General features: G+C 43.8%; 9 protein-coding genes. 4 read left to right on the forward strand and 5 right to left on the reverse strand.

Annotated elements, in window-relative coordinates; all coding sequences use genetic code 11:
- The first annotated feature begins 144 nt into the window (after nucleotides 1-144).
- The 4 genes from NXR94_RS15935 to NXR94_RS15950 all read left to right on the forward strand — a co-directional run bounded on the left by NXR94_RS15935 (nucleotide 145) and on the right by NXR94_RS15950 (nucleotide 5,996).
- Nucleotides 145-690, forward strand: coding sequence for a hypothetical protein (locus tag NXR94_RS15935; protein ID WP_258105670.1), 546 nt, complete (start codon nucleotides 145-147; stop codon nucleotides 688-690).
- 59 nt (nucleotides 691-749) lie between these two features.
- A complete protein-coding gene (locus NXR94_RS15940) occupies nucleotides 750-1,694 on the forward strand; it encodes a CHASE2 domain-containing protein (protein WP_258105671.1) in 945 nt (314 codons plus the stop codon).
- Nucleotides 1,695-2,605: 911 nt separating this feature from the next.
- The gene (locus tag NXR94_RS15945; RefSeq protein WP_258105672.1) at nucleotides 2,606-4,285 is read left to right on the forward strand and encodes an FAD-dependent oxidoreductase; all 1,680 of its coding nucleotides are present in this window, start codon (nucleotides 2,606-2,608) and stop codon (nucleotides 4,283-4,285) included.
- Between the two features lie 259 nt (nucleotides 4,286-4,544).
- Nucleotides 4,545-5,996 carry a PQQ-dependent sugar dehydrogenase gene (locus NXR94_RS15950; RefSeq protein WP_258105673.1) on the forward strand — a complete coding sequence of 484 codons (1,452 nt, stop codon included), beginning with the start codon at nucleotides 4,545-4,547 and terminating at the stop codon, nucleotides 5,994-5,996.
- Between the two features lie 326 nt (nucleotides 5,997-6,322).
- Here NXR94_RS15950 and NXR94_RS15955 read toward each other — a convergent pair whose 3' ends face one another.
- The 5 genes from NXR94_RS15955 to NXR94_RS15975 form a co-directional block, all read right to left on the reverse strand.
- Nucleotides 6,323-8,887 (reverse strand): T9SS type A sorting domain-containing protein, encoded by a 2,565-nt coding sequence (locus NXR94_RS15955; RefSeq protein ID WP_258105674.1) that lies wholly within the window; start codon nucleotides 8,885-8,887, stop codon nucleotides 6,323-6,325.
- A gap of 85 nt (nucleotides 8,888-8,972) precedes the next feature.
- Nucleotides 8,973-11,375 (reverse strand): RICIN domain-containing protein, encoded by a 2,403-nt coding sequence (locus tag NXR94_RS15960; RefSeq protein ID WP_258105675.1) that lies wholly within the window; start codon nucleotides 11,373-11,375, stop codon nucleotides 8,973-8,975.
- A gap of 209 nt (nucleotides 11,376-11,584) precedes the next feature.
- Nucleotides 11,585-14,209, reverse strand: a complete 2,625-nt coding sequence (locus NXR94_RS15965) for a glycogen debranching protein (RefSeq protein WP_258105676.1) — start codon at nucleotides 14,207-14,209, stop codon at nucleotides 11,585-11,587.
- A 189-nt stretch (nucleotides 14,210-14,398) separates the two neighbouring features.
- Nucleotides 14,399-15,181, reverse strand: coding sequence for a SusF/SusE family outer membrane protein (locus NXR94_RS15970; RefSeq protein WP_258105677.1), 783 nt, complete (start codon nucleotides 15,179-15,181; stop codon nucleotides 14,399-14,401).
- A gap of 61 nt (nucleotides 15,182-15,242) precedes the next feature.
- Nucleotides 15,243-16,802 carry a SusF/SusE family outer membrane protein gene (locus tag NXR94_RS15975; protein WP_258105678.1) on the reverse strand — a complete coding sequence of 520 codons (1,560 nt, stop codon included), beginning with the start codon at nucleotides 16,800-16,802 and terminating at the stop codon, nucleotides 15,243-15,245.
- Nucleotides 16,803-16,857: the final 55 nt, after the last annotated feature.

The raw sequence follows: 16,857 nt of genomic DNA on the forward strand, positions 1-16,857 counted from the left end.
AGCAGGTACCAAATCGACCAATAGGTCTCAAATCCTGGTTAGCGCTTGGTTCAAAACCTGCCTTTCCTATCTTTAAGTTATTAAATTCAGTTTCTTGGAATATTTATAGGAAGGGAAGCTAAAGGTTACAGCACATAATCTCCCATGAACGGATTTGCAATTCTAGCCCTAATTTTTCTTGCTGTTGTTGGCAACCTTCTATGGTTCTGGCTCAAGAACGACCTCCAGCAACTTGGATATGAAACCCATTTTTTTCGTGGACATTTTAACGATCTTTCTAACGCCCTTGAAGTGATCAAAAAGACAGATGATCCGCGAACCAAAAGAGCATACAGGAACGTCCTATTTTCAATCGTTGCTGTTATCATCTTTATGCCAACAATCTTCTTCACGAACATGTCAACAATTGGAAGCCATAGATGTAAACGCTTCAACGATTACCTGGAATACCAAGTACAGGCAGTAATTGAGTCTAAGTTTATCAACTCTTATAACCACAACGTCCAAACGCTGAACTTGAACAATGGGAAGAGAGAAACTCAAAGTCCAATATTTGTAACCGAACTTTACGATTACTTACAACCGAACGACAGCATTAGCAAAATCTCAGGCAACACTGAACTCACAGTGTACCGGAACGGAAACGAACGAACCTTTAATGTCGAGCGAACTGACTGGTGTAACGAATAAAAACGTGCTGTAACATTGTGTATGGACGCATGTGCGAACTGAGCATTTAGCCAGTTTCGGTGGAACTCGACCGTGAATCTGCCTCTGCGGAAACTGCTCTGCTTTCTGCCAAGCTCAGTTCTCAGGAGTTTTTATCTTCTGAACGCACTGCCACTTGGATACTTTGGAAGCACCCCCTTGCCGGGCGCGGCAAATTCATTAGTTTTATCGGAACTTGCCAAGCTCGGGGCGCACTCCTGCTAGCTTGGCGTTATGAATCATTCTCACTGGTGAAGAAAATCTCCTTTATCATCATAGTTTCCCTTTGTAGCTGTTCAACACCTAACGTTGAATTAATAGATAATATCGACCCAGATATAGTCTTGGTTAACTTGGAAGATGGTGATCGAGCCTTTATAGCTGAACTTATTAACAAGATTGATTCTTGTAATCCAAAATTCATTGGAATTGACGCTTGGTTTGTTGAAGAAAAGGATCATTTTGGAGATTCCTTACTTGAAGTTGCATTGAAGAACACTGACAAAGAAATTCTCGGATACCAATATGAAGATTGGAACAAGCAAGTCAGATCACACAAAAAATTTGAACAACATACCTTTAATAAAGGTGTAACTCAATCAGAGGTGAGAAACGATTTGATGAGTCATTTTGTCCCTGTCATCAAACATGAACTCGGGCTAACTTTTGAACACATGGCATTCGTCATTGCAAGAAAGATTAATTCCAGAGTGAACGTTCTATGCAAAGTAAACGAATCTATTCCTATCAAATACACTCGAACGCTTGACCAATTCATTCATATCGAAGGTTCAGAACTTGAGATTAAAAAACACCAAAGTCAACTAGAAAACAAGATCATACTTCTAGGTTATCTCGGACCGACCGATGAAGATAAACACTTTACTCCTATCCGAACTGCAATTGAATATCCTGAAAATAAACCTGATACTTACGGATTGGTAGTAATTGCTAACGAAGTTAGAACTCTGCTTGACATGAAATAAAGATTCATAACATACGCTAGCGATGCAGATGTCGGACTGCACCTAGCCACTATCTCAGGAACATACCGCTCCCTGCCCCTTCTGTGACTTTCAGTGCGTGGAAGAACTGCCTGCAGTTCTGGCGGATGTCTGGGTTAACGCAGCTTTTTATAGACCGTTTTGTGCGTGTGGTGCAGTGATGGTACCCCAATTATTAGGACAGGGATAGTTCGTATTTAAGTTCCGTCTTGTTCAGGACAGAGAGATGTTCGCTCGGCTTGAGCATGCGAAGTAGCCGATTTTGCAGTTCGACAAAACCTATAGACAGTTATATCAAAGACAAATATCATTCCATTATACACCAAACAACGTATTTACGGTAAAAAAATTACAAAAGATATCCGCTACCCAAACCACGTGTGGTTTTTCCAAAATGGACGTGTAGTTAAGACGAAAACCACGTGTGATTAATCGATGAAAGACGTGTAGTTTGTGCTCCAATCACGTGTGGTTTTAACGTTAATCACAGCATCCCACTACCCTATTCATTCATTGTAAAGGGCCTGTAAAGGAAAAAATTGAATCTGGAATGAAGAAATGATCCTAAAGCGATTAAAAGAGCGGCTTAGTTGATTGGCTGGATTGTGTACTGAAATATTCTCTAAGTCTGAAGCAATGTCGAATGCGGGTGTTTAACAAAATGTCTATAGATCCTTAATGTTTAGCAAATACCGTTCCTAAAAAATGATTTTTGCAGCTGATTTTCTACTCATTACGTCAATGGCTCGGCACAGCCAAGCGATGTTTTAACTACTTCAAAAGTATCAGGACCAATTCAGCTTAAACTGATATAAATCAGCTCAGTTCTGTTACCATTGTTACAAATAGGTAACGCTGCCTTTTTCAGCTTTGTCTAATCAAAACAAAGCGATATGAAAAGGAAACGCATCATCATCATTGGGGGCTTATCAGCCGGTCCATCAGCGGCTGCCAAAGCAAGACGGCTCGACGAAAACGCAGAAATTCTGCTTTTCGAAAAGACTGCTCATATCAGCTACGCCACCTGCGGGATACCCTATGCGTTATCGGGAAAAATCAAGACGCGTGACAAACTGCTTGTTGTTCATCCGGATCTTCTAAGAAAGCGCTTTAAAGTGGACCTTTATCTCAACGAACCGGTAATTGAAATAGATCCCACGGATCATATAGTCTATACGAACTTAGGTCAATATACCTATGACAAACTGATCCTTGCCACCGGAAGTCGGGCGATTCTACCACCCATACAGGGCATAAATGAATTTCAAAACTGGGCACACGCTAAAACCATTGAAGACTTTGATAGGGTGATGAAACGTGGAGTTCTGGACACTTCTATGCATATCACGATCGTCGGTGCCGGACTCATTGGTTTGGAAACTGCCGAAAACCTGATTGATGCTGGAAAAAAGGTGACGGTAATTGAGCTGGCGGATAATGTACTCAGCAACTGGGATGAAAAGTTCGCTACTATGACCGAAACGATTCTGCAATCAAATGGAATAGATCTGCGAACCGGAGTTTCAGTCAAAGCTGTTGATCCGCGGACTCAAGAACTTTTGCTTAGCAATGGTGACCGACTTTATACCGACTTCATGTTTGTAGGTATTAGTGTGAAACCAAATACCGAGATGCTCACCTCAAAAGGAGCCGAACATCTGCCAAACGGCGCGCTCATAGTTGACGAAAAAATGCAAACCTCTATACCGGATATTTATGCCGCTGGAGATTGCGCCAGTATTAAAGATCAGGTTGCTCAAAAAATGGGGTGGTTCCCCATGGGTACGCATTCCAATAAGGGAGGACGTACAGCTGGTTCTCAGGCCGTCGGGCAGGTCGCAAACTTCAAAGGCGGATATGGCACGGCTATCATGAAACTTTTTGACCACACCATTGCCCGGACAGGCATGGGTATCAAGGCCCTAAAAGCCAATCATATTGATTTCCAATCCACCTTTATCGTAGCTGCTACCACTCCGAGTTTTTATCCGGATCCTAAAGACCTATTCCTCGAAATTTATTTCGAACCGAAAACCGGAAAACTCCTGGGTGCTGAAATGATCGGGGAGTTTGGGGTGGATAAGCGGGTTGACGTGCTGTCAACAGCCATCTATGCGGGACTGACCATTTATGATCTGCCAAACCTTGACCTGGCCTATGCTCCTCCATATTCTCCGGCCAAAGATCCGGTAATCGTAGCAGGATATGTTGCTCAAAACACCCAAAGGGGTTGGTATAGAGCGCTTAATGTGCTAGAAGCAGAAAAAGAAATCAATTCAATAAACCCTAATGAAATCACTTTACTTGATGTGAGAAATCCATCCGAACTGCATCGTGCAGGAAAAATTGAAAATGCTATCAATATTCCATTGGATGACTTAAGGGATCGTATCGATGAAATAGATGAGCGCAAACCTGTTTATATCTATTGTGCCAAAGGGCTAAGAGGATACCTCGCCTCCATGATCCTGCATCACAATGGATTTGAGAAGATCACCAACGTTGCCGGTGGGTTTACGGCATGGAATAAAATTGTAGGAAAAGTAGAAGTATTGGAGGTCCCTGCTTCTTAAAACCTAAATAAGAAAGTAAAAGACAATTGTTTAAATGGAAAGTTCCGAGCCTACTCGGCCCATGATTCAAACTCAGACAGCTTGTGGTGCTATAACTGTGTAAGCCTCAATGGATTTCACTATTTTCCGATAAGAATCTAATTTTTACATGCATTATGCATAGGTTATTCCCCAAAATCACTCTTTGAAACATCTACTACCATTGATAACTCTTAAATGATTGTCTAGTTTTAAAAGAAAATAAAAATCAACTATGCTTATGGCACATAAGGTTGGACTACTTTCCAGAAATACAATTTTTGTAGTTCTCCTAATACCCCTGTTTTCCGTTCGAGCACAAGACTTAAGTGAGATGAAAGTAGAAGGTATCTACAAAAACATATGTTCAAACTGTCACGGGATAGATCTTAAAGGCGGGTTGAGCAGTAGTCTGGCAGATGGGCAATGGGAATTTGGTGGCAGCGACGAAGAAATACTCCAGACAATTAAAGATGGAATCCCGGAAAAAGGCATGATTGCCTATGGGAGTGTGCTTTCTCCAGACCAGCTACGGTCGTTAGTAGTTTATATCCGAGAATTAGAAAAAGCCGAACAAGATAATAGCATTACATTTCCTGAACTTGACCCAGATCAAGTCATTACTACTCAACACCATGACTTCCGTGTTGAAGTATTAACCAAGGGTCTTGATACACCCTGGGGCCTCGCCTTCCTCCCAGATGGCTACATGCTAGTCACCGAGCGCAATGGACCCCTTCGGGTAATTGACCCAAATTACAAACTTGTTACTAAGCCTGTAGCTGATACTCCTCCTGTCATATTCGATGGCCCGGAAGGTGGCATGATGGATATCTCGCTTCACCCCGATTATAAAAATAATGGATGGATCTACCTGGCTTTCGCCGATGGATGGAGAGATGAGAACGGCAAATCCTATTCTCAAACCGCCATTGTCCGTGGCAGGATCATAAATCATCGCTGGGCGGATCAGGAATGGATCTATAAGGCAGACCAAAAATTTTACACGCGTTCGGGAGCTCATTATGGAACACGCATGGCGTTTGACAACGGTTATCTTTATTTCGTGGTCGGAGAACGGGGTGCTATGGGACAAGCACAGGACCTAAATCGTCCAAATGGCAAAATCATGCGGCTTTATGACGATGGAAGGGTTCCTGAAGACAATCCCTTTATTAATGACGCGGAAGTTCCAAACGAGATTTGGAGTTATGGCCATAGAAACCCTCAGGGTCTTGTAATAGATGCAGATACCCATACTATTTACGCCACCGAGCATGGTGCTCGCGGAGGAGATGAATTGAACCTTATACTTAAAGGGAGAAATTACGGATGGCCGGTGATCACTCATGGTATCAATTACGATGGCCGCCCTATCACCCCTCTCACCGAGAAAGAAGGAATGGAGCAACCTTTACTGCATTGGACACCGTCCATAGCACCATGTGGACTGACCATTTATCTGGGATCAGAATTCTCAAAGTGGAAAGGTGACTTACTGGCCGGAAGCCTGAGAGCACAGGAATTGCGAAGAATTAGACTCGCAGAAAATGGATTGATTGTAGAACAGGAAGTTCTTTTAAAGGGTTTCGGGCGTATTCGGGACGTAAGAACCGGGCCTGACGGACTAGTTTATTTATTGACAGATGACCCTAGCCGATTATTTCGCATTGTCCCGATTGATAAGCCTTGACAGTGACAAAGGACTTACCGGGTGACTTTGACACAGCTATACTGAGTTTACAACTCAGGACCATCAATCCAAAAACAACATGCGGTCATCAATGATTGCCGCATGGTAAAGAGTCATTGTCTGGCGGTCATGAGCGATTGCCGGGTGGTCACGAGTATTTGGCGGGTGGTTAGGAATAATTACTGAGCGGTCATTTGTCATTTTCTCATGGTCAGGAATGATTAACCGGTGGTCATCGGCCTTTATCGATAGGTCATCAGTTATTGCCGGGTGGTCATTTGCGTCAATAGTCTTGTGATAACCTATAACTCCACACCGGCGGCATATTACTTACTAATCACAATCCTTTCAGTAATGACCTCTTTGTTCGTTCTAACCTGAAGCAAGTAAATCCCTTTCTGAAGGCCATATGATTTCAAATCAATCTTGCGCTGATGAGCCTTTGGGTAAATGGAAGCTACGCGCTTTCCATCGAGTGAAAGGATGCTTATCCCCAACAAACTGCACGATGGTGGTAAACTGATCTGGATATGATCAGATGTTGGGTTAGGATAAACCTTTACGATTTCATCGGAAAAAGATTGACCTAAAGACAATACCCCATTCGGTATCTCAATCCGGTAATCCAGGGTGATATCATTGAAAGCTATGGTGTATTTGCCCTGAGCCGTGGTGGTAAAGGTCACATTTGGGTCCTCACTGGACATCAAAGTGGCAGTGCCGGTTTTTCCAGATGCGTTTCCCCAGCGGTCAGCTCCCTGAAGTGTGGAGTTGGTAAACCTTAGCTCATAGTTCCCTATCCCAAGGCCTACGTCCTCCAGCACCCATTCGGTACCATCGAAAGTCATTTCACGGGGATTCCAAAGGGTAAATGAACCGGACATATACATCTGCTCATGGACCTTGAGTTGTTCGCTCTTTTCTATCGAAAACTGCAACGTTTCTTCATTGAAATAAATCTGGTATAAGGCTGATTGATCAATTGTAAAATTGATGTCAGGATCCCCTCCTGTAGTTATTTTGGCTACACCGGACAAGCCTGAAGCATTGCCCCAATCTTCTCCGGACCAATCACTGGTATTCGCAAACTTGAGTTGATGAGCTCCTGCTTTCATTGGGACAGCAGCCATTTTCCACCAGCCATTTTCATACTGCATGCGTGTTAGTGACCAGTCATTGTAAGTACCTGCAACGTACAGGTTATCCCCGAAGCAGGTAATCCCTCCCAGCTCAGGAGAGTAGATCAGCTCACTGTGAGACAGCTCATCCAGGCATAGGTTTACCTTTACCTTGCCGAGCTTTGAGGTCGAACTCACTAATGTAACGATACCGTCAGCTCCGGACACACCGGTTAGCTGCTCTTCAAAGGATCCGGATAAAGTGGCTGTTAGCGTGGCTCCTTCTACGGGATTTCCTTCTGTATCCACAACCAGGATATTTGCAACTCCAAAATTTGTTGTGTCCGTGTCTGCCTGAGAGTCTACGATTACGGATTCCACCAGCAAGCCATTAGTCTTATTCATCGACACTCCCTCGGCAACCACCTTGATCACACGGCATCCATGGGCCGGAATGTCTGTAGAGAAAGAGGTTCCCACAGGAAGATCTTCGTGACTCCAAAGGTCTCTGATCTGAGCATTTCCGGATATGCCTAACTCGGAATTGAAATCAATGCTTCGATTCAGCACACTACCCTCCCGGTTGAACAAGGCCACAATCCATTCTCCGTTGCTCAGCTGTCCTTTCCAAATCTGACTTTGCGGGTTTGTGGGGTCATTGCTTAATGGCTTTCCTACAAAACCATCCCAGTTGAGCTCCAGTAGTTCTTTATTTTGATACAACCAGAGGTCATCGCCTATGGTGTTGTACTGATCGGAAATGGTTATCGGCCCTCCTGCCATCAGGCAAACCGAGATAACGCTTTTCTTTTCTTCATTATTAGCAAAGGTGTTGATTCTGATAAAATCCGGATCCAGAATGACATTGCCCCTACCCGCCAAATAAGACCAGTATGTCAGACCATCAAATGGATTGCCATATACAGACCATCCTGTCCGTTTTTGCCCACGGTCTTTATCGCTGAATTTCCACCAGCCACCTTCACCGGTATCTTCATTGATGCGGAACATATGGCCATAGACCTTTTCGTCCGCAGCTTCATCATACAAATTAGGCATCACCAGGCTTAGAAACATTCCTTGTGCATCTGCCTCTTCCCGCATCCATTGTAAGGCTGTTTCATAATATCCATCCGTTCTTCGATCAGGACCGACCGTACCGATATACCTGTCCCACCCACTTTCAAACCATGAAAGAAAGTCAATCCTGAAATACTTCACACCCATGTCAGCATAGTACTTGATATAGCCTTTGACATACTCTTCTGCCCCCGGATGATCCACCTGCACCCAGTCAAACCATAAAGCATCTTCATTTGGGTCCTTAAGGCTTGAAACCAGGATTTCGGTCCCTACCACTTTGCGGGTTTGGTCATTATCGGGAACATTGATCCAAAGCGGATTTCCATACATCCCAAGGGTCATACCACGCGATTGCAGATGATCAGACCACCAGGCATAGTCGTGTTCCCAATTTGAGGAGTGAGACTTTCGATAGCCATTTGCATTTAATTGCCCAACATCTCCCCAGCCATCGATACAGATCATATCATAGCCCAGGTCTTTTAAGTTTTCATCCACCCAATCAATATTCTCCAGCCAAACAGACTCCGGTATATAATTGGACACCTCTCCTGCCATCTCTTTCTCAATATGGTATTCGTACACACTCCAGTAAAGCGGTGCTTTATAAGGGTTGCTTTGACCTCTTACCATAAAGGCCGCAAACAGCACTATTCCACACATCAATAATCTCATTCCAAACATCTTCATCTTATATCAATTTAATCCTTTCATTTATCAGGTAAAAAACCGGAGGAGAATTGGACCCTGCCCTTCTCCTCACAGTTATTCATTATTACTTCACAACTATTTTTGATTCTTTTAAAAATGATCCTGACTCAATACGCATCAGGTACAAACCGCTATTCAATGGAAGGTCATCAAGCGCTACTCTGCCCGAATGTTGACCATTAATATGATACACCATGGTACCGGACAGATCATAAATATTCAAGCTAAAGTTCCTCCCGGTAGTTTCCGGCAACTCGATCACAAGATGTCCGTTTTCCACCGGATTGGGATAGACGGATAGGTCCACCTCTACATTTCCCGATTCCAAAGCACTTGATTGCCTGGCTCCTGTTTCTATTAAATCCAGATACCATTTTTGGCTGTCACCTCCGAAATAGGACCACTGATGAATATTAGCCCCATCCTGCATAGAGCTGTTTGCGATGTCGATTGACTTACCACTACTCACAGATATCAGGCTAAACATGCCGTCACCTAAATGGTTAACGTACCATTTCTGATTGTCATTCCCGAAATATTGCCATTGATGAATATTGGCTCCATTACTCGTGGAACTACCCTCAACGTCCAATGCCCTTCCGCTGCTCTCGGCCACAATACTGTACTGACCTACACCTACATCCGTCAACACCCATTTTTGATTGCTCGCTCCAAAATTCTCCCATTGATGAATGTTGCCGCCATCTGCCATCGAATTCAATTCGACATCCAACACCTTACCACTGTGAACCGATCTAATGGAGTAGGTACCTCCTGAATAAATAGTATTTTCTGAAACGATCGAATAGTCCAGGCTGATATCATCGAAGGTAACCATATAGGTATCATTCACTGAAGTCGTAAAAGATATATTGCCTCCACCTCCTGTCGTAGAAATTGCCGTGCCGGATAGGCCTGAGGCCCCACCCCAGTCTTCATCCGACCAGTCCGATGTATTCACAAATTTGAGTTCATGATTACCGGCTGGAAGATATACATCAGATGCTACCCATTCTTCGTTGGCAAAGGCCATATTAATGTTTGGAGTCCATGAATTGAAAGATCCGGCAATGTTCATTTCTCGTTGATGTCCGGTTGGGACCACTTTTAATAACACGCATCCATGTGCCGGAATATTTGCACTATAACTTCCCATGGCACCCAAATCCTGCTGCGCCCACAAATCACGAACATCGGCTGTTTCATTAAATCCCAGGACACTAAAGTCAATGGAACGATTACGTGCATAATCATCACGATTAAACATCGCCACCACCCAATCACCATTTGACATTTGTCCCTTCCAAATGAGACTGTTGTCATCTAACACATCATGGCTTAACGGTTTACCAACAAAACCATCCTCATTCAAGGCGAAGACTTCATTATTTTGCAGTAGGTGAATGCTCTGCTGGATATCCTCTATGTCATACTCAGTCAGAGCAATAGCACCGCCGGCTATTAGATTGATTGTAAGAGCGGTTTTCTTCTCATCATCATTGGCAAAAGATGAAAGCCAGATAAAATCACCGTCCATGATCATCTCATCCTGACTGTCATCAAACCCTGAAATATCGGACCAGTAGATCATGCCGTCGAAGGTGTTGTGATACTGCGACCATATATCATGGTGCACGCCTTTTTCCATTTCACTCAGTCTGTACCACCCACCTTCACAAACATCTTCATTTACCCGAATCATGCTTCCAGGTGCAAATTGTCTTTCATTAGCTCCATGATTGTATAGATGAGGCATAACCAGGCTGAGTTGGATATCATTGGCATCGCAGTATTGATTTAACCAGCTTAAGGCTGTTTGATAATCCTCAACTGGCCGACCGTGCTCATTCGTCAACTCCGGGAGCTTATCTTTTCCATCCTCATACCAGGATAAAAAGTCTACCCGGAGGTAATCAACTCCGAACGAAGCATAATAATCAATGTAGTTATGAATGTAGTTCTCTGCTCCGGGGTAGCCAACCTGCAACCAGTTAAACCAGGTGGCATTCTCATTTTGGTCATACAAGTTTTGGGTAGATGGAACGGTAGCATTTATCCAAAGTGGATTTTCATACAAGCCCAGCTTCAGGCCTTTGGTCTGGGCATAATTTGCCCAGTATGAGAACTGGTTGTTCCAACTTGAGTGATGCTTTATCCGAAAACCCTGGGCATTCCTGATATCTTCGCCCCATCCATCCGTGACAATCATATCAAACCCCAATGGGGCCAGGTGCTCCGACACATAGTCAATGTTATGTTGCCATCTACTCTCGTCCATCGGCAAGGTAGTTGGCTGGTTGTCATTGATGGTGTACAGATAGGCATAGGCACTAAAATACATTGGCGCCCGCTGTCGCTGTGCCATGGAATGGATACCGGTTAACATCACCGATATAAATACCATGACCAATAAAAATCTGCCCCAAAAAGCGGCTTTAAAATCCATTTGTTCTTCAGTTAAACTCATATTTGTAACTTCCTTTTAGGTTAAAAATGAGTCCTGTAAATTTTGAGTATGGGCAATGCTCTCCCTGCCCATCAGGATGTCTGACGTTACCAATAATCCAGTCCCTGAGATCATCTCAATGCTAGCTATCGAGATCCATTCAGGCATAGAATATGCCTCCAGCAGACTTTCAGTCCAGGGCACAAAAAATCAATTCATGTTCGTACTACTTATTCAATTTTGATCAATCTAAGCTGGTCCAACATGGCATCGTTGATCACTCCATCCATATTGGTGTTCCAATCTTCCAAATTCAACTTTACCTGGTTTGTCCCCTTATTCAGGGTCACCCTGTAGGAATTTGTCCATCCCCAGTCCGACCATTCATCTGTACCTCGCTGCGGCATCACATAGGTACCGATCTCCTGATCATTGACATAAAGGGTTCTCATTGCGCAATTATTATCCGTATTCCATGGTCCGGTTCCATTGGAATAGCGTAAATCCATTAAGTATATTCCTGGTTCATCAACCTCAACGACAACAGTCAAATCCTTATTTTCAGTCATCGTAGTAGCCACAAAGCCATCCCCTGAAAAGTTGCTGTAAGACCGATCTGATTTTGGCAATTGATCTTCCATCTCCAGGTATTGTGCTCTTTCCTTGGCTCCAAAGAGAATCGGTTCGCTGATGAATGATTCCAATCCGTTTGCATGTACCGCGCTTACAGCAAACTCACCAAAATCATTCGTAATTTCCCATTCCCCTTTCTGAACATTCTCTATTAATTCACCATCCATGTAGACGTTGTAACTATCCGCACCATCCACCATTTCCCAGGTCAAACTATTATCCTTTAAACTCACCATTGGGTTCATCGGGGAAGTACGGTTCGCTGTGAGATTTGCTCCTTTTGATGACATCTCATTGTTCGACATTTCAATCAAGATCTCATGATCTCCGGTCATTTCAGCTGAAAAGAAAGGCTCTTCCATTTCTACACCGTCCACTAGAAAACGCTTAATCAGGTTGCCATACCCATCTACTTTAATCTTCAATTTAGATTCTCCGTACTGGAAATTACTCAGGGTCCTTTCACCCCCATAGGCTTTCGGAATTACCGGATGAAATGCGATACCTGATTCCCGGAAATCCATTCCGATAAATACACGATGCACCATGGCCAAATTACCGGCCATACTCCATAGCATCCTGTGGGAATTGATTTCGGTTCCCATGTAGTCTCCATTTTCAGCTACAAAATTTTCATAGTTGGTCAGGAATAAACCACCTGCACGATAGATAGCCGCCAGGCCATGAAGCAAGGCCTCCTCATTTCCAACTTTTGCAACCGCAAGGTTCCAATAAGACTGAACAAATGGCCAGATTCCATTATTGTGATAAGGTGGAATGCCAGGGATCTGAGGGTAAATACAAGTCGTTCCAAATGGGGTCAATGGAGATTCACTTACTATCCTGCTGGCTCGTTCTTCATCTGCTACATCAAACAATATCGCCAATGCCTCACCCAGCGCCTCAAACCTCGGAGAAAGCATAAGCGCGTTACGACCATACAGGAATTGAGCATAATACCCCTCCTCCTCAAGCCAAAGCTGATCGTTGATCGCCGACTTCAGTGACGCGGCTCTTTGCTCATATACTGTACTTTCCTCTCCAAGCAGTTTCGCCATTTTAGACAAAATCACATGAGCCTGATAATGGACAACATTAGTTCCCAGGTTTTGGGACACATAGATATCCCGATTATCCATCCACTTCGGGTAGGTCTGCTCTCTCCAATCAAGAAAGGATGATTCACCCCTGTACAACCCGGTTTCGGCACTTAAAACTTTATAGTCATCTTCCAGGGTATTGCGCAAAATATCATAAGCATCTCGCAACCATACTTTATCTTGTGTTACCTTGTAAATTTCCCATGCGGCCAAAGACCAGGTGGTCCTGTCAGATGAAACCGGGTAGGCTCCGCCCGAACCTGTATCCTGTATAATTCTTTTTCTTGGTGTCACCTTTTTCATCAGGCTGATCTTCGCCACCTCTGGCTCATGGTATGCGAAGGCAAGTAAGATGCTGTAGCTGACATCTCTCGTCCAGACACCCCCCCATTTTGCTCCTGTTCTCAAGGTGCTATCAGGCTCTATATTCATGATTGCCTCTTCCAGTGACATATTAAATAGCGCATCCACAATGGGCTGTTCTGACTGGTAAGTTGGTTTGGATGAAATATCCGTTGACAGCTCCCATGTCTTCATTTCTTTATCTGCCGGATCTACCGGGTTGAAGACAACTTTTAATTCATAGATCCCATCGCCGTCCGGGTCCTGCAAGTCCAGTCCGTTTTCTTCCAGGTTTGAGAAGTCCCATGTCAAGGGATCGGAACCTCCGGCGATATAGACATTTTTCAAATCTGCTTTCGCAATCCTACTGCCATCGAATGCTTCATAAAAACCCTTCTCTTCAAACTGTTTAAATACCGGGGAAAGGTCAACTCTAAAAGTGTACTCGAAGTTAGCGGGTAGTTTATCAACAGGTTCATCAGGAATGGCTTCGTCCCTTTGTCCAAAGGTGATAATTGGCGATTCATTCTCATCACCAATAACCAACCAGTGGTCCTTCCCTGCCTGAAACTCATTGTCCTTTTCATTGATACTCAACTTGAATTGTATTCTTCTTGAGAAATTATCGCTTTTCTTACTCTGATAGGTAGAGGTCAACTTTGTGTTTGAAATCACCTTTACCTCATTGTCATCTTGCACCACACCGTCAGCCTTCAGTGTAAACTGATCTGATTGATAGAGCACCTTCCCTGACTCTTCGCAATGGCTTAAAGACATCATAACAATCAAAAAACAAAAATTCCTAAAATAATTCATTCCTTCACGTTGTTGTAAAATCTGGCAACTGCTATGCTTTTAATTCACCAGATATCGTTAACTACTTAATTTAATCAAATCTGAAGTAGCGGAGGTGCACTACCCACCTCCACCATTCAGAAAACAACTAACTTATCCTCTCACCGGTATTTATTATTGTTTCACAAATGTCACCATCTCAGCCGACAGATCTATGGTTATTTGATAGGTACCTTCTTCTCCGGCCTGTACTCTCCATTTATTGTCCGGTCCATCACAACCATTCGTGACAATGTAATCGGTCACACTGATCGACTGGTCTGCTACTGAGGCATTCAGCCATTGACCATCACACCAATCACCCGCGAATGTTGAGAATTTAATCTCACCTGCTGTTAAACTGCCCGTGAAGGTGAAAACCCATGAATCCGTTGGCTTCACTGTGAAAGCCTCAGGTGTACCAATATTCCACCCGGACGGCGAAGCATCTCCTACGATATAGATCTCGGAATAAGGTGCCGGCGGCCCCATTTCAAGAGAGACTACCAGTACGAAGTCCAAAGATTGAACATTCTCAGAATCATCTGTCAATGTTATAGAAACCTCGTAGGGTGTATTCAGTTCAAGACCGGAAACATCTATGGTATCATACACCTGTGTGCCTTCCAACTGCTTATCTACTGATATGATAGCTACATCCGTGGAATCAATAGATAAATTAAGGGTCCCCAATCCTGTCTCATCAGAGTAGGTGGCTGATAGGTAGTTGCCCGCATCTGAGTAACTGATAAACAAGGTGTCATCAGCAATATCATCTACCCATATCGCCGGGGCATTTAGGTCGTCTAGTACAACATTATCATAATTCTCCTCTGAGCATGAAAACCCAAGGATTGCGGCACCCAGGATAAACAAGTACCCCGAGCTAATTAATTGTAATATTCTATTTTTCATCATTTTATAATTTTAGTGATACGGACATGGGGTTGTCCCCCATGCCGTGATGAAGTACTTCTCATTATTGTAGCGCAAAGGCTATGGTCCCGTTTTCAAGGTCAATCGTTATCAAGTAGGTACCTGCCTCTCCCGCAGTAACTACCCATTTATTGTCAGGACCATCGCATCCTGTTGTCACAATATAGGCCGGTGATCCACTGATTGACTGATCCGCCGTTGAAGCATTCAGCCATTCACCTGCACACCAATCAGCAACACTGGTTGCATGAATTTTCAGACTTCCGGCACCCAAAGCGACAGTCGCTGTGAAAATCGCAGGATTGCTACCATCTACCGTCATGGCTGTCTGACTGTTTAAGTCCCAACCGCCAGGGGTAGCATCCCCTACCAAATTCAATTCAGTATAATAGGTCGGTAGCGCCTCGATATACTCAAAGGTGATAGTAGCATTTTCCGTATCTACGGTTACTTTATAAACCGCCTCATTCCCCGCATCAAACTGCCATTGATAATCGGTCCCTCCTGTTCCGGCAATGATTACTTCATAGCTTGTTTCGTTTAAAGCCTGCCCGTCAGTTGTCGGATGGATCCATTGACCTGAACCAAAATCCGCATTTTCTGCCGCAATCTTCATACTTCCTGAAATCAATGCTCCCTGCCATGTGAAAAGTGCTGAATTGCTAACGTCTGCAGTCATGGCCGTCTTATTGCCCAGATCCCAACCACCAGGAGTGGCACTACCAACGAGATAGAGAGCTTCAAATCCTACTTTGGCTGTTACCAGATCGAAGGTCACCGTAGAGTCATTAAAGTCTATGGTAATGGTATAATTTCCAGCAACATCTACCTGCCACTTGGTATCTTCACTTCCTGTAGGTGCTCCTTCTGTTACGGCATCCCAAATAACAAGATCATTAGCCTGACCATCTACTATAGTCGGATTTAATGAAGCAGGAAGCAACCAGTCTCCAGTAATGTACGGATCTGCAGAGACGTCATCCTTGTAAGTCGAGAACTTCAATTCACCCACAGAAAGGTCGCCTTGCCATTCCCAAACCAGGGTATCACCAGCGTTTCTTGTTAGCGCCGATGGCGAGCTCATGTCCCAGCCTCCTGATGTACCGCTCCCCAGAACATACAGTTCAGTGTATGATGCCGTCGGTTCATCTATTGCTTCGGAGTTAATGATCAAGCGGAAGTTCAGGGAATCGGCATTGCCTTCCTGATCTTCTACTTTTATCATCACTCCATATTCCTGGTCAAGTGTCAGGGAAGAAACATCCACGATCTCGGCAACCTCTGTGGCCGTCGTATCTTTCGATATGGCGATATCACTATTCTCGATATCTATGCTATAGCTGGTGAGCCCCACATCATCTTTAAAGACGACCACAAAAGAGTTATCCGAGTTACTGTCGTTCAGACTTAATAAACTGGTGTTATCTATTCCATCAATTGTGATGATGGGTGCAGTAACATCAGTTGCTGAATCCTGGTCAGATTTAGGGTCAGGATCATTGTCATTACATGAGATATTCAGAGCCAGGCAGAAAATCATTAGCAAAAAAATCCCCCGGCTGATCAATAGATCAACTATATTTTTTGTATTTAAAGTTTTCATTTTTGTAAGGTTTTTGTTGGAATGTCGCGCCCCAAATTGAATTCGGAGCGCTCAA

Source organism: Marinoscillum sp. MHG1-6 (assembly GCF_024714475.1).
GTDB lineage: Bacteria > Bacteroidota > Bacteroidia > Cytophagales > Cyclobacteriaceae > JAMZMI01.

What these genes read in the sequence shown, in the direction of transcription:
- NXR94_RS15975 (WP_258105678.1), bottom strand. Translation starts at nt 16,802, where the DNA reads ATGAAAACTTTAAATACAAAAAATATAGTTGATCTATTGATCAGCCGG.
- NXR94_RS15955 (WP_258105674.1), bottom strand. Translation starts at nt 8,887, where the DNA reads ATGAAGATGTTTGGAATGAGATTATTGATGTGTGGAATAGTGCTGTTT.
- NXR94_RS15945 (WP_258105672.1), top strand. Translation starts at nt 2,606, where the DNA reads ATGAAAAGGAAACGCATCATCATCATTGGGGGCTTATCAGCCGGTCCA.
- NXR94_RS15970 (WP_258105677.1), bottom strand. Translation starts at nt 15,181, where the DNA reads ATGATGAAAAATAGAATATTACAATTAATTAGCTCGGGGTACTTGTTT.
- NXR94_RS15960 (WP_258105675.1), bottom strand. Translation starts at nt 11,375, where the DNA reads ATGAGTTTAACTGAAGAACAAATGGATTTTAAAGCCGCTTTTTGGGGC.
- NXR94_RS15950 (WP_258105673.1), top strand. Translation starts at nt 4,545, where the DNA reads ATGGCACATAAGGTTGGACTACTTTCCAGAAATACAATTTTTGTAGTT.
- NXR94_RS15935 (WP_258105670.1), top strand. Translation starts at nt 145, where the DNA reads ATGAACGGATTTGCAATTCTAGCCCTAATTTTTCTTGCTGTTGTTGGC.
- NXR94_RS15965 (WP_258105676.1), bottom strand. Translation starts at nt 14,209, where the DNA reads ATGATGTCTTTAAGCCATTGCGAAGAGTCAGGGAAGGTGCTCTATCAA.